This window comes from Thermus thermophilus, assembly GCF_019974155.1.
Taxonomy (GTDB): domain Bacteria; phylum Deinococcota; class Deinococci; order Deinococcales; family Thermaceae; genus Thermus; species Thermus thermophilus_C.
This window is the reverse complement of the sequence record NZ_AP025158.1, coordinates 1,383,126-1,400,629: the sequence shown is the minus strand read 5'-3', so window position 1 is coordinate 1,400,629 and position 17,504 is coordinate 1,383,126. Positions and strand designations below refer to the sequence as shown.

The 17,504-nt window shown below is 68.9% G+C and carries 16 protein-coding genes, 1 other RNA gene and 2 pseudogenes; 7 read left to right on the top strand and 12 right to left on the bottom strand.

The window, feature by feature from the left end; genetic code table 11:
- Positions 1-64: 64 nt before the first annotated feature.
- The 5 genes from TthTMY_RS07520 to TthTMY_RS07500 are packed head-to-tail and all read right to left on the bottom strand — an operon-like array spanning position 65 to position 4,841.
- The gene (locus TthTMY_RS07520; RefSeq protein ID WP_096410820.1) at positions 65-439 is read right to left on the bottom strand and encodes a MotA/TolQ/ExbB proton channel family protein; all 375 of its coding nucleotides are present in this window, start codon (positions 437-439) and stop codon (positions 65-67) included.
- Between the two features lie 45 nt (positions 440-484).
- The gene (locus tag TthTMY_RS07515) at positions 485-1,291 is read right to left on the bottom strand and encodes a carbohydrate ABC transporter permease (protein WP_096412961.1); all 807 of its coding nucleotides are present in this window, start codon (positions 1,289-1,291) and stop codon (positions 485-487) included.
- On the bottom strand, positions 1,291-2,400 hold the full coding sequence (locus TthTMY_RS07510; RefSeq protein WP_096410819.1) for a carbohydrate ABC transporter permease: 1,110 nt from the start codon (positions 2,398-2,400) through the stop codon (positions 1,291-1,293). The genes TthTMY_RS07515 and TthTMY_RS07510 overlap by 1 nt, the downstream gene beginning before the upstream one ends.
- A 43-nt stretch (positions 2,401-2,443) precedes the next feature.
- On the bottom strand, positions 2,444-3,688 hold the full coding sequence (locus TthTMY_RS07505; RefSeq protein WP_172844627.1) for an ABC transporter substrate-binding protein: 1,245 nt from the start codon (positions 3,686-3,688) through the stop codon (positions 2,444-2,446).
- Positions 3,645-4,841 carry an ROK family transcriptional regulator gene (locus tag TthTMY_RS07500; RefSeq protein WP_096410817.1) on the bottom strand — a complete coding sequence of 399 codons (1,197 nt, stop codon included), beginning with the start codon at positions 4,839-4,841 and terminating at the stop codon, positions 3,645-3,647. The genes TthTMY_RS07505 and TthTMY_RS07500 overlap by 44 nt, the downstream gene beginning before the upstream one ends.
- A 99-nt stretch (positions 4,842-4,940) precedes the next feature.
- Between TthTMY_RS07500 and TthTMY_RS07495 the strand changes: the two are divergent.
- From TthTMY_RS07495 to TthTMY_RS07485, 3 genes and pseudogenes are all read left to right on the top strand, one after another.
- Positions 4,941-6,096, top strand: a pseudogene (locus TthTMY_RS07495) (thiolase family protein).
- A 10-nt stretch (positions 6,097-6,106) separates the two neighbouring features.
- The gene (locus TthTMY_RS07490; RefSeq protein ID WP_096410816.1) at positions 6,107-6,835 is read left to right on the top strand and encodes an SDR family NAD(P)-dependent oxidoreductase; all 729 of its coding nucleotides are present in this window, start codon (positions 6,107-6,109) and stop codon (positions 6,833-6,835) included.
- Positions 6,807-7,535 carry a CoA transferase gene (locus TthTMY_RS07485; RefSeq protein WP_096410815.1) on the top strand — a complete coding sequence of 243 codons (729 nt, stop codon included), beginning with the start codon at positions 6,807-6,809 and terminating at the stop codon, positions 7,533-7,535. The genes TthTMY_RS07490 and TthTMY_RS07485 overlap by 29 nt, the downstream gene beginning before the upstream one ends.
- Here the strand turns inward: TthTMY_RS07485 and TthTMY_RS07480 are convergent.
- The 7 genes and pseudogenes from TthTMY_RS07480 to rimP all read right to left on the bottom strand — a co-directional run.
- A pseudogene (locus TthTMY_RS07480) lies at positions 7,532-8,047 on the bottom strand (SDR family oxidoreductase); the annotation flags it as partial. The gene TthTMY_RS07485 and the pseudogene TthTMY_RS07480 overlap by 4 nt on opposite strands.
- Positions 8,048-8,187: 140 nt before the next feature.
- Positions 8,188-10,395, bottom strand: coding sequence for a protein translocase subunit SecD (gene secD, locus TthTMY_RS07475; protein ID WP_096410814.1), 2,208 nt, complete (start codon positions 10,393-10,395; stop codon positions 8,188-8,190).
- Positions 10,396-10,482: 87 nt separating this feature from the next.
- A complete protein-coding gene (locus tag TthTMY_RS07470; protein WP_096410813.1) occupies positions 10,483-10,761 on the bottom strand; it encodes a hypothetical protein in 279 nt (92 codons plus the stop codon).
- A 4-nt stretch (positions 10,762-10,765) separates the two neighbouring features.
- Positions 10,766-12,481 (bottom strand): translation initiation factor IF-2, encoded by a 1,716-nt coding sequence (gene infB, locus TthTMY_RS07465; RefSeq protein ID WP_096410812.1) that lies wholly within the window; start codon positions 12,479-12,481, stop codon positions 10,766-10,768.
- Positions 12,450-12,725 carry a YlxR family protein gene (locus tag TthTMY_RS07460; protein ID WP_096410811.1) on the bottom strand — a complete coding sequence of 92 codons (276 nt, stop codon included), beginning with the start codon at positions 12,723-12,725 and terminating at the stop codon, positions 12,450-12,452. The genes infB and TthTMY_RS07460 overlap by 32 nt, the downstream gene beginning before the upstream one ends.
- Complete coding sequence (gene nusA, locus TthTMY_RS07455; RefSeq protein WP_223903142.1) at positions 12,722-13,885, bottom strand: transcription termination factor NusA; 1,164 nt, start codon at positions 13,883-13,885, stop codon at positions 12,722-12,724. Before nusA ends, TthTMY_RS07460 begins: the two co-directional genes overlap by 4 nt.
- A gap of 16 nt (positions 13,886-13,901) precedes the next feature.
- Entirely contained in the window at positions 13,902-14,375 is a 474-nt protein-coding gene (gene rimP, locus TthTMY_RS07450) for a ribosome maturation factor RimP (protein WP_096412958.1), read from the bottom strand.
- A gap of 113 nt (positions 14,376-14,488) precedes the next feature.
- Between rimP and ssrA the strand changes: the two genes are divergently transcribed.
- The 4 genes from ssrA to TthTMY_RS07430 all read left to right on the top strand — a co-directional run bounded on the left by ssrA (position 14,489) and on the right by TthTMY_RS07430 (position 17,497).
- Positions 14,489-14,837, top strand: a transfer-messenger RNA (tmRNA) gene (ssrA, locus tag TthTMY_RS07445).
- 146 nt (positions 14,838-14,983) lie between these two features.
- Positions 14,984-16,129, top strand: a complete 1,146-nt coding sequence (locus TthTMY_RS07440) for a M23 family metallopeptidase (RefSeq protein WP_223903141.1) — start codon at positions 14,984-14,986, stop codon at positions 16,127-16,129.
- Positions 16,130-16,263: 134 nt separating this feature from the next.
- Positions 16,264-17,145, top strand: coding sequence for a pyridoxal 5'-phosphate synthase lyase subunit PdxS (pdxS, locus tag TthTMY_RS07435; protein ID WP_024119184.1), 882 nt, complete (start codon positions 16,264-16,266; stop codon positions 17,143-17,145).
- Complete coding sequence (locus TthTMY_RS07430) at positions 17,126-17,497, top strand: ArsR/SmtB family transcription factor (protein ID WP_096410810.1); 372 nt, start codon at positions 17,126-17,128, stop codon at positions 17,495-17,497. Before pdxS ends, TthTMY_RS07430 begins: the two co-directional genes overlap by 20 nt.
- Positions 17,498-17,504: the final 7 nt, after the last annotated feature.

Genomic DNA, 17,504 nt, shown 5'->3' with positions numbered 1-17,504 from the left:
GCCCAAACCGGGGCGGTGGGGGGCTTTTTGGGGCTCCGCCGCGGCTTTCGCTGCGGTGGGGCGCTCAGTAGAAGGCCCCCAGGTCCACGGTGTTGCGCCCCCCCTCCATAACCCCGAGGAGCACCCGCCCCCCGTAGGCCACCACGGCCACGAAGAGGCCCATCCCGGTGTTGGTGAGGGCCTCGGCGATGCCCTGGGCCAGAAGCTCCGGGTTCCCCCCCTGGCCGAGGGCCAGGAAGGCCCGGATCATGCCCAGGCTGGTGCCGAAGAGCCCGAGGAGGGGGGCGAACTGGGCCAGGTCCCCCAGCCGGTCCAGGGTCCTCGCCGTGGCCTTTCTGCGGAAAAGGCCTGCGAGGACCAGGTGGAGGGTGTAGACGGAGAGGGCAAACAGGATCCAGAAAACAGGTCCCGCCGCCCGGATGAGCTCGGCCCCGCTCATGGTCCCGCCATTTTAGGAGGGGCGGGCATGAAAAGGGTGAAGGCCCTACCCCTTCACCGAGCCCGCGAGGAGGCCCCGGAGGAAGTAGCGGCCGAGGAGGATGTAGACGAGGAGGGTGGGGAGGGCTGCCAGGATGGCCCCGGCCATGGGCAGGTTCCACTTCACCGCCTCCCCTCCGGCGAGCTGGGCCAGGGCCACGGTGATGGGCTGGCTTTCGGGCCGGGTGAGGGTCACGGCGAAGAGGAACTCGTTCCAGATCTGGGTGAACTGCCAGATGGCCACCACCACGAAGGCGGGGACGGAGAGGGGCAGGATCACGTGGCGGAAGATGCCGAAAAACCCCGCCCCGTCAATGCGGGCCGCTTCCAAAAGCTCGTCGGGGATTTCGCTGTAGTAGTTGCGGAAGATGAGGGTAACGATGGGGATGCCGTAGACCACGTGGACCAGGACGAGCCCGAAGAGGCTGCCGTAGAGGCCGATGGATTTCATGAACTGGAAGAGGGGGATGAGGACGCTCTGGTAGGGGATGAACATCCCGAAGAGGATCAGGGCGAAGAGGAGGCCCGACCCCCGGAAGGGCCACTTGGCCAGGACGTACCCGTTCAGGGACCCCACCAGGGCGGAGAGGAGGGTGGCGGAGACGGCGAGGATCACGGAGTTCTGGAACTTGGGCCGGAAGGCTTCCCAGGCGGTGCGGAAGCTCTCCCAGTAAGGGGGATGGGGCCACTGCCAGACCGTCTCCAGGGTGATCCGGGCGGGCTCCTTTAGGGCGGTGAGGACCACCAGGTACACGGGGAGGAGGAAGAAGCCCGCCATGAGGAGGAGGAAGCCGTAGAGGAGGGCCCGGCCCATCACCGCCGCACCTCCTTCCTGAGCTGGGTGGCCAGGTAGGGGACGACCACCACGGCCACGAGGAGGAGCAGGAGGATGCCGATGGCGGCGCCCTTGGCGAACTGGTTGCCCCGGAAGGCGAGGAGGTACATGTAGATGGCGGGCACGTCCGTGGGGGCGTAGTCCAGCCCGGCCATGGCGAAGACGAGGTCAAAGATCTTCAGGGCGATGTGCCCCAGGACGATCATGGCCGAGAGGGTGATGGGGGCGAGCATGGGAAAGATGATCCGGCGGAAGAGCTGCCACTCGCTCGCCCCGTCCACTCGGGCGGCCTCGAGGACCTCCACGGGGATCCCCCTCAGCCCCGCCAGGTAAAGGGCCATGGTGTAGCCGGACATCTGCCACACCGCCGCCAGGATCACCCCCACCAGGGCCAGGCTGAACCCGTGGACCTCGGGGTAGGGGAGGAGCTTCAGCCCCCGCCCGAAGGCAAAGGCCCAAAGGAGGAGCACCCCGGCGGAGGCCAGACCCCAGAAGGCCCGCCGCTTCTCCCCCTCGCGATGGGCGGTGTAGGCCACGTAGAGGAGGACGAGCCCCACCACGAAGGCGGTGTAGAAGGGCAAGCGGTTCCAGTCAAAGGCCAGGACCTGTTCCCGGGTGGCGAGCCAGGGGAAGGAGAGGGGGGGCAGGCCGAAGAGGGTGGGCAGGGCGTTCACCCCGCCTTGGGGCTGCAAAAGCCAGCGCCAGATGGTCCCGGTGACCACGAAGGAAAGGGCCATGGGGAAGAGGAAGACCGTGCGGAAGAAGCCCTCCCCTCTGGGGGCCTTGTCCACCGCAAGGGCGAGGAGGAGGCCCAGGCCCAGGCTTCCGGCCATGAAGAAGAGGGTGAAGAAGATGAGGTTCACGACGCTTTGGCGGAAGCGGACGTCCACAAAACCGGTGAAGAGCTCGCGGTAGTTCTCCAAGCCCACGAAGCGGAGCTCGGGCCTCAGGGCCAGGGCCTGGGCCGGGTCCTTGCCCCAGTCGGTGAGGGAGACCCAGAGGTTTTGGCCGATGAAGCCGTAGACGAAGACCCCCACGGCGAGGACGGAGGGGAGGAGGACGAGGAATGCCAGGATGCGGTCGCGCATGGGAAAAAAGGGGGTGGGCCGAGGCCCACCCCGCGCCGGCTTCTCACTGGCCCAGCCGGCCCAGGCCCACCTGGTCGGCGATGGCTTGGGCGGCGTTGGCCGCGGCCTGCGGGTTCCTGGTCTGGAGGAAGATCTCCATGACCGTGCCGAACTGGCTCATGAAGCTCTCGGGCGCCACCGCCCCGTGGACTAGGGAGCCCACGATGCGGTTGGACTTCCAGTCCTTCATGGCCGACTGGCCGTAGGCGTTGTACTTGCTGGGGTCGGAGTCCAGCCGGGCGGCGATGGAGCCCTTGAGGGGGTTGAAGGTGTCCTGACCCTCCTTGGAACCCACGAGCCTAAGCCAGTTGATGGTGTTCTGCCGGTTCTTGGCCCCCTTGGGCAGGCCGAAGGAGTCGGAGAGCATCATGAAGACCCCAGAGGTGCCGGGGGAGGGGGCCCAGGCGAAGTCGGTCCCGGGCTTGAGCTTGAGGGTGGTGGTCATGTAGCCCGCGGCCCAGTCGCCCATGACGTTGAAGGCGGCCTTGCCCTGGACCACCCGGTCCACCGCCTGCTGCCAGGAAAGCCCGGCGGCGTCCTTGTTGGCGCAGTCCAGCACCCGGCCGAAGACCTCCCAGGCCCGCACGGCCTTGGGGTCGGTGAACTTGAGCTTGCCGTTCCAGAGGTTGTTCCAGTCATTGGGGCCGAGGACGGCGAGGGCGACGCTTTCCCAGAGGTGCTGCTGCGTCCAGTTCTCCCCCAGGGCGAGGGGCGCCTCGAGGCCCTTTTGCTTCAGAGTCTGGCAGGTGGCCAGGAACTCGTCCCAGGTCCGGGGCGGGTTGACCCCCCACTCCTTGAGCTTGGCGGGGAGGTACCACATCACGTTGGAGCGGTGGATGTTCACGGGCACGCTCCAGATCCCGCCCTTGTAGGAGATGAGGTCAATCAGCCCCTTGGGGAAGGCCTGGAGCCACCCTTCCTGGCGGAAGAGGGCAGAGAGGTCCTCCATCCGGTTCGCCACCACCCAGGTGCCGATGAGCTCCATGCCGGCGTGCACCTGGAAGGTGTCCGGGGGGTCCCCGCCCAGCATCCGGGTCTTGAGGACGGCGCGGGCGTTCACCCCGGCGCCCCCCGTCACCGTGGCGTTGATGACCTCCACCCCGGGGTACTTCTGCTTGTAGAGCCGGATCAGGGCCTCGAGGGCCGGCCCCTCGTCTCCCGCCCACCAGGAGAAGATCTCCAGCTTGCCTCCTTGGGCCAGGGCGCTAAGCCCCAAGACCATACCGATCGCCAAAAGCCACTTCCGCATACCCTTCACCTCCATTGCGACGTGGGCCTTCCGCCCACAAGCCGCCCAGCTCAAAAAACCGCGCCAAGAAGAGGCTCGCCCCGCCCACCGCCGGGGCCAGGTGGCCGTAGACCGAGGGGGCCACGGGGAGCTTCCGGTGGGCCTCTAAGAAGGCGTGGGCCTCCAGGGAAGCCCGGAGGGGGGCTTCCAGGAAGGGGAAGAGCTCGGCCACCCGCCCGCCCACCACCACCCGGGCGGGGTCGTAGGCCACGGCCAGGTTGGCGAGAAACCGGCCCAGGGCCTCCCCCAACTGGCGGAGGGCGAGGAGGGCCGCCTCCTCCCCGGCCCGGGCCCCGGCGAGGAGGCCCTCCAGCGTGGAGGCGGTGCCCCCCAGGGCCCGGTAGCGCTTCACGAGGGTTGCCAGGCCCAGGGCCACCTCCAGGCACCCTTGGCGGCCGCACCGGCAAGGGGAGACCCCCTCCCCAAGCCAGTGCCCCACCTCCCCGAAGGCCCCGGTGGCGCCCCGGAGGAGCCTGCCCTCGGCCACCACCCCCACGCCGAGCCCCGTGCTCAGGACCACGTAGGCGAGGTTCTGCTCCCCGTGGAGGAAGACCTCGGAAAGGGCGGAGGCCTTGGCGTCGTTCTCCAGGGCCACGGGGAGGGGGAGGGCGGCGAGGTGGGGGCTAAGGTCCACCTCCCTCCACCCCAGGTTGGGGGCGAGGAGGAGGCGGCGCCCCGCCACCACCCCGGGCAGGGTGATCCCGAGGCCCAGGGCGTCTTGAAGGTGGGGGCGGACCTCCAGAAGGAGGCGTTGGATGCGGGCGTGGAGGTCCTCCTCGGGGGCGTGGGCCCACTCCTTGCTCCAGGCCACCTGCCCCTGCCAGTCCAGGGCCACGAGGACCGTGCCCTCCACGCCCACCTCCGCGCCCAGGGCCATCCGGGCCCGGGGCTTGAGCCGGAGGAGGGTGGGCGGCCGGCCCAATGGGGAGGGCGCGGCGGGCCCCTCCTCCAAGAGCCCCTCCTGGAGCAGCTCCTCCACGAGGCGGCTTACGGCGCTCTTGGCGAGGCCCGTGGCCCGGGCCAGGTCGGCACGGGAGAGGGGGCCCCGCCTGAGCTGGTTCAGGATGGCCCTGCGGTTGAGCCTGCGGAGGGTTTGGACGTCGCCCTTGCGCACCGTGCGCTCCTTAGTTCGTTCCTAGGTCTAACTAAAGCACGCGCCCCCCAAAGGCGTCAAGGGGGTATACTGGGAAGCCCGCAGGGAAGGGAGGGAGGGATGGGAGAGCCGGTGATCCTCGAGGCGGTGCGCACGCCCATCGGCAAGCGGAACGGGGCCCTTAGGGCCTACAGGCCCGATGCCCTCTACGCCAAGGTCCTGGACGCCCTCTTGGAGCGGACGGGCATAGACCCGGGCCTCATCGGGGACGTGGTCACGGGGTGCGTGACCCAGGTGGGGGAGCAGGGGGCGAACGTGGGGCGGCTTGCGGTGCTCCTCTCCAGGCTTCCCCAGGAGGTGCCCGCGGTGAGCCTCAACCGCATGTGCGGCTCCAGCCAGCAGGCCGTCCACTTCGCCGCCCAGGCCATCGCCGCAGGGGATGTGGACTTCGCCATCGCCGGCGGGGTGGAGAGCATGACCCGGGTGCCCATGTTCTCGGACATCGGCGGGGGCTTCCACACCCTGAACCCCGAGCTTGGGAAGAGGTACGAGCTCGTCCACCAGGGGGAAAGCGCCGAGCGCATCGCCGAGCGCTACGGGTTTTGCCGCGAGGAGCTGGACGAGTGGGGCTACCTCTCCCACAAAAGGGCGGCCCGGGCCCAGGAGGAGGGGCGGTTTTCTGCCCAGATCCTTCCCCTGGAGGGGCTGGACGCCGAGGGGAGGCCCTTCCTCCTCACCCGGGACGAGGGGGTCCGCCCCGATGTGGACTACGAGAAGATGCTTGCCCTCAAGCCCGTCTTCCGGGAAAACGGGGTGGTGACCGGCGGGGAACTCCAGCCAGATCTCCGACGGCGCCGCGGCCCTCCTCCTCGGGGACAGGGAAAAGGCCCTGGCCCTGGGCCTTAGGCCCAGGGCCCGCTTCCTCGCCCGGGTGGTGGTGGCGGGGGACCCTACCCTGCAGCTTCTGGAGGTCATCCCCGCCGCGAAAAAGGCCCTGGAGCGGGCGGGGCTTTCCTTGCGGGACGTGGACGTCATAGAGGTCAACGAGGCCTTCGCCAGCGTGGTCCTCGCCTTCCTGCGGGAGCTTGGGGCGGACCCCGAAAAGGTGAACCCCAACGGGGGGGCCATCGCCCACGGGCATCCCTTGGGGGCCACGGGGGCCGTGCTCATGACCAAGCTCCTCCATGAGCTTGAGCGCCGGGGGGGCGAGTTCGGCCTCCAGGTGATGTGCATCGGCCACGGCCAGGCCACGGCCACGGTGATCCAGAGGCTATAGGGAGGGAAGGATGGAGCGGAGCGCCTTGGTGACGGGCGGGGCCTCGGGGCTTGGGCGGGCCGCGGCCCTGGCCTTGAGGGCGAGGGGCTACCGGGTGGTGGTCCTGGACCTCAGGCGGGGGGAGGAGGACCTCCTTTACGTGGAAGGGGACGTGACCCGGGAGGAGGACGTGGCCCGGGCGGTGGCGAGGGCGCAAGAGGAGGCCCCCCTCTTCGCCGTGGTGAACGCCGCCGGAATCGGCCTCGCGGAGAAGATCCTGGGCAAAGAGGGCCCCCACGGTCTGGAAAGCTTCCGGCGGGTTCTTGAGGTGAACCTCCTCGGCACCTTCAACGTTTTGCGCCTCGCCGCCTGGGCCATGCGGGAAAACCCTCCCGACGCCGAGGGGCAGCGGGGGGTCATCGTGAACACGGCCAGCGTGGCCGCCTTTGAGGGGCAGATCGGCCAGGCGGCCTACGCGGCGAGCAAGGGGGGCGTGGTGGCCCTCACCCTTCCTGCGGCCCGGGAGCTCGCCGGGTGGGGGATCCGGGTGGTGGCCCTCGCCCCGGGCCTCTTTGACACCCCCCTCCTCCAGGGGCTTCCGGAAAAGGCCAAGGCCTCCCTCGCCGCCCAGGTCCCCTTTCCCCCGAGGCTTGGCCGCCCCGAGGAGTACGCCGCCCTGGTCCTCCACGTCCTGGAAAACCCCATGCTGAACGGGGAGGTGATCCGGCTGGATGGCGCCCTCCGCATGGCCCCCCGGTAAGGTCTTGGACCTCACCCGGCTTTTGCCCGGGCCCTTGGCGGGGAAACTCCTCTTGGAGATGGGCTTTCCCGTCCTCAAGGTGGAGCCCCCAGGGGGGGACCCCCTAAAGGCCCTCGCCCCCGAGGCCTACCGCTTTTTGAACGAGGGGAAGGAGGTCCTCGTCCTGGACCTGAAGGCGGAGGAGGGAAGGGCGCGGCTTCTGGGCCTGGTGGCGGAGGCGGCCATTCTCCTGGAGTCCAGCCGCCCGGGGGCGATGGAGAGGCTCGGCCTGGGGCCCGAAGCGCTTCTGGCCGAGAACCCCCGCCTGGTCTACGTCCGCCTTCGGGGCTACCGGGACGCTCCCGACCCCGGCCACGACCTCACCTACCTGGCCGAGGCGGGGCTTTTGGGCCGTTTCCCCTGGCGGGCCTTCCAGTTCGCCGACCTGGCGGGGGCCTACGCCCTGGCCCTCGCCGCCCTCAAGGGCCTCCTCCTGGGGGGCGGGTTCTACGAGGTGGCCCTCGCCGCCCTCGAGCCCCACCTCTGGGCCCGCTTCTGCCAGAAGGCGGGGCTTCCCGAGCTCCTGGAAGCCGCCTTCAGCCCCGCCTCCCCGGAAAACCCCCTCTACGGGGCCCTCTGCGCCTTCTTCGCCCAAAGGCCCGCCCGGGCCTGGGAGGCCTGGGCCAGGGAGGAGGGCCTCCCCCTCAGGGCCGTCCGCTAGCGGGCCGTCCAGCCCAGGTCTATGGGGAAGACGGCCCCGGTGATGGCGCTGGCCTTCTCCGAGGCCAGGAAGAGGGCGAGCTCGGCCACTTCCTCAGGCTCTATGAGGCGCTTGATGGCCGCCTGGGCCAGGAAGACCTTCTCCGCCACCTCCGCGGGGGGGATCCCCAGGGTCTTGGCCTGGTCCTGGATCTGGCCCTCCACCAGGGGGGTGCGGACGTAGGCGGGGGCGATGGCGTTCGCCGTGACCCCGTAGGGCCCGGCCTCGAGGGCCACCGTCTTGGTGAGGCCGAGGAGGCCGTGCTTGGCCGAGATGTAGGCGCTCTTGAAGGGGCTTGCCACCAGGCCGTGGATGCTGGCGATGTTCAGGATCCGGCCCCAGCCCCTTCGCTTCATCCCGGGGAGGAGGGCTTGGGTGAGCTGGAAGGGGGCGGTGAGCATCACCTGGAGCATCCTTTGCCAGACCTCCAGGGGGAACTCCTCCACGGGGGCGAGGTGCTGGAAGCCGGCGTTTTTCCGCCACCTCCAGGGAGAGGGCCACGTTCTGCTCCACGAGGAGCACCCCCACCCCCCCGCGGGCCACCTCCTTCAGGGCCAGGAGGACCTAAAGCGCTCCGCCTCCGCCACAAGGCGGAAGCGGAGCTGGAAGGGGACTAGGCCTTGCTGGCCTCTTGGGCCTTCCTGCGGTTCTTCCAGGCCACCACCAAGGCGCTCACCACGTAGATGGAGCTATAGGTTCCCACGAAGATGCCCACGAAGATGGCCAGGGCGAAGTCCCTGAGGACGCTCCCTCCCAGGAAGAGGAGGGCGAGGATGGGGAGGAGGGTGGTGAGGCTCGTCATCACCGTGCGGGAGAGGGTCTGGTTGATGGAGCGGTTGACGAGCTCGACGTAGGGCAGGTGCCGGAGGAGCTTCTGGTTTTCCCGGATGCGGTCCGAGACCACGATGGAGTCGTTGATGGAGTAGCCCACGATGGTGAGGAGGGCGGCGATGGTGGGGATGGAGAACTCCAGGCCCAGGAGGCTGTACATCCCGGCCACGATGGCCACGTCGTGGGCCACGGCCAGGATGCTGGCCACGCCGAAGGTCCAGTCAAAGCGGAAGGCCACGTAGAGGAGGATGAGGCCAAGCCCCACCAGGACCGCCATCAGCGCGTTGCGCCTCAGCTCCTCCCCGATGGCCGGCCCCACGGTCTCCGAGGCCAGGACCGTGGCCTTGAGCTCGGAGGCGTAAAGCCTTTCCAGCTCAAGCCGCCTCTCGTCGGAAAGGGGCGGGAGCTTCACCAAAAACTCCCGGTAGGCCGCCGTGGGGGCCTGGACCTGGGTGATCACCGCCTCCTTGCCGGGGAAGCCCTTCTCCTCGAGGAAACGCCTCAGCGTCTCCACCTCCACGTTGGGCTCGGTCCGCAGGGTGTAGGCCGTCCCCCCGGTGAAGTCAATGGAGTAGTTGAAGCCCTTGGTGAAGACCACGCCCGCCGCCAGGGCGGCGAGGAGGAGGGTGGCCAGGGTGATGTAGCGGGCGGGGCCCATGAAGTTGAACCGCGGGTCCACGAGCCACATGGGGGGGCGGATCTCGCCCCGGTCGGCCAGGCGCTCCAGGAGGTGGCGGCTGAAGACGAGGTTGGAGAAGACGCTGGCCACCACGCCGATGGCCAGGATCACGGCGAAGCCCCGCACCGGCCCGGTGGCGTACTGGTAGAGGGCGGCCGCCGCCAGAAGGTGGGCGATGTTCACGTCCATGATGGTGAGGGTGGAGTGGCGGAAGCCCTCGGGGATGGCCTGGCGGAGCTTCTTCCCGGCCCTGAGCTCCTCCTTGATCCGCTCAAAGGAGAGGACGTTCCCGTCCACCGCCGCCCCCAGGGTGAGGACGAGGCCGGCGATGCCGGGGAGGGTCAGGGTGGCCCCGAGGCCCGAGAGGAGGCCTAGGATGAGGGCCGAGGTGTAGAGGAGGCCCAAGGAGGCCACGAGCCCCAGGTGGGGGCCGTAGTAGGCGAAGATGAGGAGGAAGATGGCCAGGGTGCCGATGAGGGCGGAGCGGATCCCCGCCTGGATGGCGTCCTGCCCCAGGGTGGGGCCGATGGCCCGGATCTCCGCCACCTCGAGGGGAACCGGCAGGGAGCCCGAGCGCAGGACGAGGGCGATCTCGCTCGCCTCCTCCACGCTGGAAAGCCCCTCTATGACCGCCTGGCCTCCGGTGATGGCCTGGCGGATCACAGGGGCGGTGTAGACCCGGCCGTCCAGGACGATGGCGAGCCGCTTGCCGATGTTCTGCCGGGTGACCTCCTCAAACTTCTTCGCCCCTTCCGGGGTGAAGGTGAGGGAGACCTGGGGGCGGCCGAACGGGTCAAAGACCGCCCGGGCGTCGGCCAGGTCCGTCCCCGTGAGGAGGGGCGGGCCGAGGTCCTCCGGCTTGATCAGGTCCTTCTCCAGCTCCTCCCGGTTGAGCCTGGGGTTCTCCCGGAGGGCCTGGTTGATCTGGGCCACGGTGGTGCCCGTGGCCCCTTCCTTGACGATGCGGAACTCCAGGACCGCCCGCTGCCCGATGAGTTTGAGGGCCCGGTCCTGGTCGGCCTGGGAGAGGCCGGGGAGCTCCACCACGATGCGCTTCTGCCCCTGGATCTGGATGAGGGGCTCGGCCACGCCGAGGGCGTTGATCCGGTTTTCCAGGACGGTCCGGGCCTTCTCCAGGTCGTCCAGGGTGGGGTTCTCCACGTCGGCCTCGAGGACGATCCTCAGACCCCCCTTCAGGTCCAGGCCCAGGCGGATCTTGGGCTCCTCGGGGGCCCAGGGCTTCCATACGAAGAGCAGGGCGAGAAGGAACACGCCGAGCAGGAACAGGCTGGTGAGGTTTTTCCGGTTCATGCGCTTCCCCTTGGATGCGCGTCACGCGCCGTGGTCCCTAATGCCTTTGGCCGCCTTTGCCGCAAGACGTTCCGCGGGAAAAGGCGCCTAACCCCCCTCCAGCTGCAGCCGGGCGAAGAGGAGGAAAAGCTTTTCGGCCTGGGCGAAGCCCTCCCTGGCCTTCGGCCGGAGGGCCGGGGCCTTGGGCTTCGGCAAAAGCCCCCTTCGCACCTCCGGCACGGGCGGCGCCGGGAGGAGGGGGCTTCGCTCCTCCTGCTTCGCCAGGACGGGCCCCGGGGCGAAGAGGCCCTCCGCGCCCTTGGGGGCCTGGGGGAGGCGCTCGGCCCCGTAGAGGCAAAGGGCGAGGAGGGCCAGGAGGCGGAGCATGGCCTTAGGCGGGGACCTCCACCATCTGGAAGGCCTCGATCACGTCCCCTTCCCGGAAGCTGTCAAATCCGTCCAGGCCGATGCCGCACTCGTAGCCCTGGGCCACCTCGCGCACGTCCTCCTTGAAGCGCTTGAGGCTGGCGATGCGCCCTTGCCAGATCACCTGGCCGTTCCTCAGGACCCGCACCTCGGCGTTCCGCGGGATCCGGCCCTGGGTAACCATGCACCCCGCCACCTGCTTGCCCGTGGGCAGGCGGAAGATGGCCCGCACCTCGGCCTGGCCCAGGACCTCCTCCTTGTACTGGGGCTCCTTTTGCCCCTTCACCATGTTGCGGACCTCGTCAATGAGGTCGTAGATGATGCGGAAGGTCTTGAGGAGGACGCCCTTCTCCTCCGCCTTCTTCTTCACCGAGCCCGGCGGGTTCACGCCGAAGGCCAGGATGGCCGCGTTCGCCGTCTGGGCGAGGAGGACGTCCGACTCCGTGGGGGCGCCCACCTGGGCGAGGAGGAGGTTGATCTTCACGTCCTCGGTGCTCTCCCGGGCCAGGATGTGCTGGATGGCTTCTAAGGAGCCCTGGGTGTCGGCCCGGAGGATGAGGTTGAGCTCCTTCTTCCCCTCCTCCTGCATGGCCCGGAGGAGCTCGGCCATGGTCCGGGGGCGGCGGGCCTTCTCCTCCTCTTCCCGCGCCTTCCTCTCCTCTTTGCGCTCCTCGGCGATCTCCTTGGCGGCCTCGAGGTCCGGCACCCACTCCACCACGTCCCCCGCGTGGGGAAGCTCCTGGAAGCCCAGGACCTGGACGGCGCTTCCCGGCCCCGCCTCCTTGCGCTGGTTGCCGTCGGCGTCCATCATGGCGCGGATGCGGCCAAAGACCTCCCCCGCCACCACGTAATCCCCCACGCGGAAGGTCCCCTCCTGGACCAGCATGTTGGCGATGACCCCCGCCTGCTTGTCCAGCCTGGACTCCAGGATCACCCCCCGGGGCTCGGCGTTGGGGTCGGCCCGGTAGTCCTCCAGCTCGGCGAGGAGGAGGATCATCTCCAGGAGGTCCTGGACCCCCTGCCCCGTCTTGGCGCTGATGGGGATGACGATGGCGTCGCCGCCGTACTCCTCGGGAACGAAGCCCCGCTCCATGAGCTGCCGCTTCACCTTCTCGGGGTCCGCCTGGGGCAGGTCAATCTTGTTGATGGCGAAGATGAGCTTGGCCCCCGCGGCCTTGGCGTGGGCGATGGCCTCCTCCGTCTGGGGCATGATGCCGTCGTCCGCGGCGATGACGATGACGGCGATGTCCGCCACCTTGGCCCCCCGCTGCCTGATGGTGGTGAAGGCCTCGTGCCCGGGGGTGTCTATGAAGACCACGGTCCCCCCGGGGGTCTTCACCTCAAAGGCGCCCACGTGCTGGGTGATCCCCCCGGCCTCCTTCTCGGCGATGCGGCTTTTGCGCAGGTAGTCCAGGAGGGTGGTCTTCCCGTGGTCCACGTGGCCCATGATGACCACCACGGGGGGGCGCCGGGGGAGGCTTTTGCGGCGCTCCTCCTCGGCGAGCTTCTCCTGGAGTCCCCGCTGCTCCTTCACGAGTTCCCGCACCGCCTCCGCATCCTTCTCCTCCAGGGTGGAGGCGTGGGACTTGTAGGCCACCCCCATCTGGTCCAGGAGCTCCAAAAGCTCCTGGGTTTCCATGCCCAGCTCCTTAGCCAGCTGGTAGATCCTTACTTTGGCCATCCTCACCTCCTAGGTAAGCGGCCAGGGCCTCGGCCAAGGCCCTGGCCTTGGCCCCGGCGAAGCGCCGGAGCCGTTTTTCCGAGCGGCACTCGGGGCTGTCGGGGCAGACGTAGGCCCCTCGTCCCGGCCGCTTGCCGCTCGGGTCGATGACGAAGCCCTCCTCCGTGGCCAGGATGCGGAGAAGCTCCCCCTTGGGCCGCCTTCGGCGGCAGGCCACGCACATGCGGATGGGGACGTGCTTCATCCGAGGTCACGGAAGAGCTTCTCAAACTCCTCGCGGGCCTTCCTTTCCCGGGCCTCGGCCTCCTCCTCGGCGGCGCGCCGCAGGGCCTCGTCCAGGTCGGAGATCTCCGCCTCCTCAAAGTGGATGTCGTAGCCGGTGAGCTTGGAGGCCAGGCGGACGTTCTGCCCCCCGGTGCCGATGGCCAGGGAGTGCTGGTCCTTGGTGACCTTGACCCGGGCCTTCTTCGCCTCGGGGTCAAGCTCAATGGAGCCCACCTGGGCGGGGGAGAGGGCGTTCCGGATGAACTCCTTGGGGTCCTTGGACCAGAGGATGATGTCCACCTTCTCCCGGCCGAGCTCGGCGGAGACCGCCTGGATGCGCTGGCCCTTGTGCCCGATGCAGGCCCCGATGGGGTCCACGTTGGGGTTGTGGCTCATGACCGCCACCTTGCTCCGCCTTCCGGGCTCCCGGGCGATGGCCTTGATCTCCACGATGCCCTCGGCGATCTCGGGCACCTCCTGCTTGAGGAGGTGTTCCAGGAGCCTCTCGTGGGCCCGGCTCACCAGGAGGGAAGGGCCCTTGGCGGACTTGTCCACCTTCTTCAGGTAGACCTTGATCCGCTGGCCGGGGTGGTACTTCTCCGTGGGGATCTGCTCGCTCTTGGGAAGGTAGGCCTCCCCGCGGCCCAGGTCCACGAAGACGTTTCCCCAGTTGTCCACCCGGGTCACCACCCCGGTGAGGACCTGCCCCTCTTTGTCCTTGTACTCGTTGTAGATCCGGTTGCGCTCCGACTCCTTGAGGCGCTGGGTCAGGATCTGGCGCAGGTCCTGGATGGCCATGCGGGAGAGCTCTTCCGGGTTGATGGGGAACTCCATCTCGTCCCCCACCTGGACCTCGGGGTCGTACTGGAGGGCCTCGGCGAGGGCGATCTCCTTGTCGGGGTCCGTCACCTTCTCCACCACCCGCCGGACCTCCACCATCTCAATGCGGCCCGAGTTCGGGTCAATGTAGACGTCCACCTCGGGGCCCTTCCCTTGGTCAATCTCCTCCTTCTTGTAGCCCTTCTGCCGCTTGATGTAGGCCTTGCGCAGGGCCTCCTTGAAGGCCTCCAGGATCTCCTCCACGCTGACCCCGCGCTCCAGGGCCAGGTGCTGCATGGCTTCCACGAACTCCCTGTTCATCCCTTTTTACCTCCTTTTACCTGGGCTCCTCGGGCCACTCCGCCAGGTTGGCCCGGAAGGTGCCGATCCTAAGGCGCCGCTCCTCGTCGCCCACCTGGAAGACCACCTCTTCCCCCTCCACCCGGAGGATCCGCCCCGTGAACCCCCCGGGGCCCGGAACCTTGGCCTTGAGGCCCTGGAACCGCTCAAAGTGCCGCCGGGTGAAGAGGGGCCTTTTGGGCCCTGGGGACTCCACCAAAAGCCGGTAGCTTCCCGGGATGGGGTCCTCCCGGTCTAGGGCAGCCTCTATGTGGCGGCTCGCCTCCTCCAGTTCGGCCACGGTGATGGGGCGCTCGTCCTTTCGCTCCAGGCGGACGAGGAGCTCGCCCCGGGCGAAGTGGACCTCGAGGACGTCCAGCCCCAGGGGCGAAACCGCCTCTTCCACCAGCTGCCAAAGGTCCACGGTCACCTCCCCGCCCCCTTCACAAAGGAAGGGTGGGTTTACACCCACCCCCGCCCTTGGGAGCACTGGCTTTAGTCTACACCTTCCCCCTCCTTGACTACAACCCCTTTAGTCCGGTATACTCAAGGCCGGTCCGGTCCGAGCCCGGCCTGAAAACCCGTGGGGGTGAAACGGTCTCGACGGGGGTCGCCGAGGGCGCGGCTGCGCGCCGAGGTGCGGGTGGCCTCGTAAAAACCCGCAACGGCATAACTGCCAACACCAACTACGCCCTCGCGGCTTAATGACCGCGACCTCGCCCGGTAGCCCTGCCGGGGGCTCACCGGAAGCGGGGACACAAACCCGGCTAGCCCGGGGCCACGCCCTCTAACCCTGGGCGAAGCTTGAAGAGGGCTCGCTCCTGGCCGCCCGTCCGCGGGCCAAGCCAGGAGGACACGCGAAACGCGGACTACGCGCGTAGAGGCCCGCCGTAGGGACCTTCGGACGGGGGTTCAACTCCCCCCACCTCCACCACAAAGGGGCGCCTTCGGGCGCCCCTTGCCTTTTGGGGCGGGGCCCCTGGTAAAATGCGGGCGGCTTTAGAGGCCTCCTGGAGGTGAAGCTTGCGGTTTATCCGAGGGGTGTTGTGCGTGATGGCGTTCCTGCCCGCGGCGAAGGGTATGGAGGTCAAGGTCCTTTCCCCCATCCCCCGGCCGGAGCCTAAGGCGGTGGAGGTCCCCCCGGCCCCCCGCAAGGTCTGGGTGGTCTACGAGGTGAAGCCCGGGGACGCCTTGGAGGCCATCGCCAGGCGCTTCGGGGTGGATCCGCGGCACATCCTCTGGTCCAGCGGGCTGAAGGACGCGAGGCTCTACCCAGGCCAGCGCCTCCTCATCCCCATCGTGGACCAGGAGGCGGACGCTCCCCCCAGGCTTCCCCCTGGGGTGGAGGCCTACCGCGTCCGGCCCGGGGACACCCTGGAGGCCATCGCCAAGCGTTTCGGGGTGAGCCTTCTGGACCTCGTTTCCGCCAACCCGACCCTGGAGAGCCTGGACCGGCTGGTGGCGGGAAGCGAGCTCTACATCCCTCGGAAGGCCAAGGGGCTCGTGGTGGCCTTGGGGGAGGGGCAGACCCTCTTGGACCTGGCGGAGCGCTTCGGCCTTTCCCCCGTGGAGCTCGCCCGGGCGAACGGGGTGAAGGACCCCCTGGCCCTCCGCCCTGGGGACCGGGTCCTCATCCCGGGGGTCCAGGCCAAGACCACCTACGAGCGCCTCCTCGCCAAGCAGGAGGCGGAGCGGAGGGCCCGCCTCGAGGCCGAACGTCGCCGCCAAGAGGAGCTTAGGCGCCTCGCCGAGGAAAGGAGGCGGCAGGAGGCCCTGCGCCAGGCCCAGGCCCAGAGGCGCCAGGCCCAGGCGTCCCGTCCCCAGGTGCGCCGGGTGAGCTACCGGGAAGGGGGGATGCGCTGGCCCCTCTCTGGCTTCCGCATCACCACCTACTTCGGCCAGCGGGGGGCCTTCCAGCGCTACCACACGGGGATAGACCTGGCCGCCCCCTACGGCACCCCCATCGTGGCCGCCAAGGCGGGCCGCGTGGAGGTGGCGGGCTGGAGCTCATGGGGCTACGGCTTCCACGTGGTCCTGGACCACGGGGGGGGGTTGGAGACCCTTTACGCCCACATGTCCCGCATTGCCGTGCGGCCCGGGGAGTGGGTGGAGGCGGGGCAGGTCATCGGCTACGTGGGCTCCACCGGTTGGTCCACGGGGCCCCACCTCCACTTTGAGGTGCGGGTGAACGGCCTCGTCAAGAACCCCTTGAGCTATCTCCCCTAGGCGCGCTAAGGGTCCAAACGGGGGTTTGGCACCGCGGGGCTAAAGGGGGTCCTTTTGGGGCGCCCACGTGCAAGGCCCCCTGGGGTTTTGGGCCCTTGACCCCGGGAGGCGTAAGCTGGAGGATGGAGGGCGGGATGGAAAAGGGCACCTTCCAGATCAAGACGGGCTTTGCGGAGATGTTCAAGGGCGGGGTGATCATGGACGTGACCACCCCGGAGCAGGCGGTGATCGCCGAGGAGGCGGGGGCGGTGGCGGTGATGGCCCTGGAGCGGGTCCCTGCGGACATCCGCGCCCAGGGGGGCGTGGCCCGCATGTCCGACCCCAAGATCATCAAGGAGATCATGGCGGCCGTCTCCATCCCCGTCATGGCCAAGGTGAGGATCGGCCACTTCGTGGAGGCCATGATCCTCGAGGCCATCGGGGTGGACTTCATTGACGAGTCCGAGGTGCTGACCCCCGCCGACGAGGAGCACCACATTGACAAGTGGAAGTTCAAGGTGCCCTTCGTCTGCGGGGCGAGGAACCTGGGGGAGGCCCTGAGGCGCATCGCCGAAGGGGCGGCCATGATCCGCACCAAGGGCGAGGCGGGGACGGGCAACGTGGTGGAGGCGGTGCGCCACGCCCGCACCATGTGGAAGGAGATCCGCTACGTCCAGTCCCTCCGGGAGGACGAGCTCATGGCCTACGCCAAGGAGATCGGGGCGCCCTTTGAGCTCGTCAAGTGGGTGCACGACCACGGCCGCCTCCCCGTGGTGAACTTCGCCGCAGGCGGCATCGCCACCCCCGCCGACGCCGCCCTCATGATGCACCTGGGCATGGACGGCGTCTTTGTGGGAAGCGGCATCTTCAAGTCGGGGGACCCCAGGAAGCGGGCCCGGGCCATCGTGCGGGCCGTGGCCCACTACAACGACCCCGAGGTGCTGGCCGAGGTGAGCGAGGACCTGGGCGAGCCCATGGTGGGCATCAACCTGGACCAGCTCAAGGAGGAGGAAAGGCTTGCCAAGCGGGGCTGGTAGGGCGGTCTGCGGGGTCTACGAGGTCCACCCGGAAAGGGTGGAGAAGGCCCGGGCCGCCCTGCCCGAGGAGAGGGTGGTCAAGGAGGCCGCCCTCCTCCTCAAAGCCCTTTCCGACCCCACGAGGATGCGCCTGCTCCTCGCCCTCAAGGCGGTGGGGGAGCTTTGCGTCTGCGACCTCGCCCTCCTCGCCGGGGTTTCGGTCTCGGCGGTGAGCCACCAGCTCAGGCTTCTCCGCCAGGCGCGGCTCGTGGACTTCCGCCGGGAGGGCAAGCAGGTCTACTACCGCCTGGCCGACGCCCATGTGGCCCGCCTGTTGGAGCTGGCCTTGGAGCACGCAGAAGAAAACACTTGACCATTAG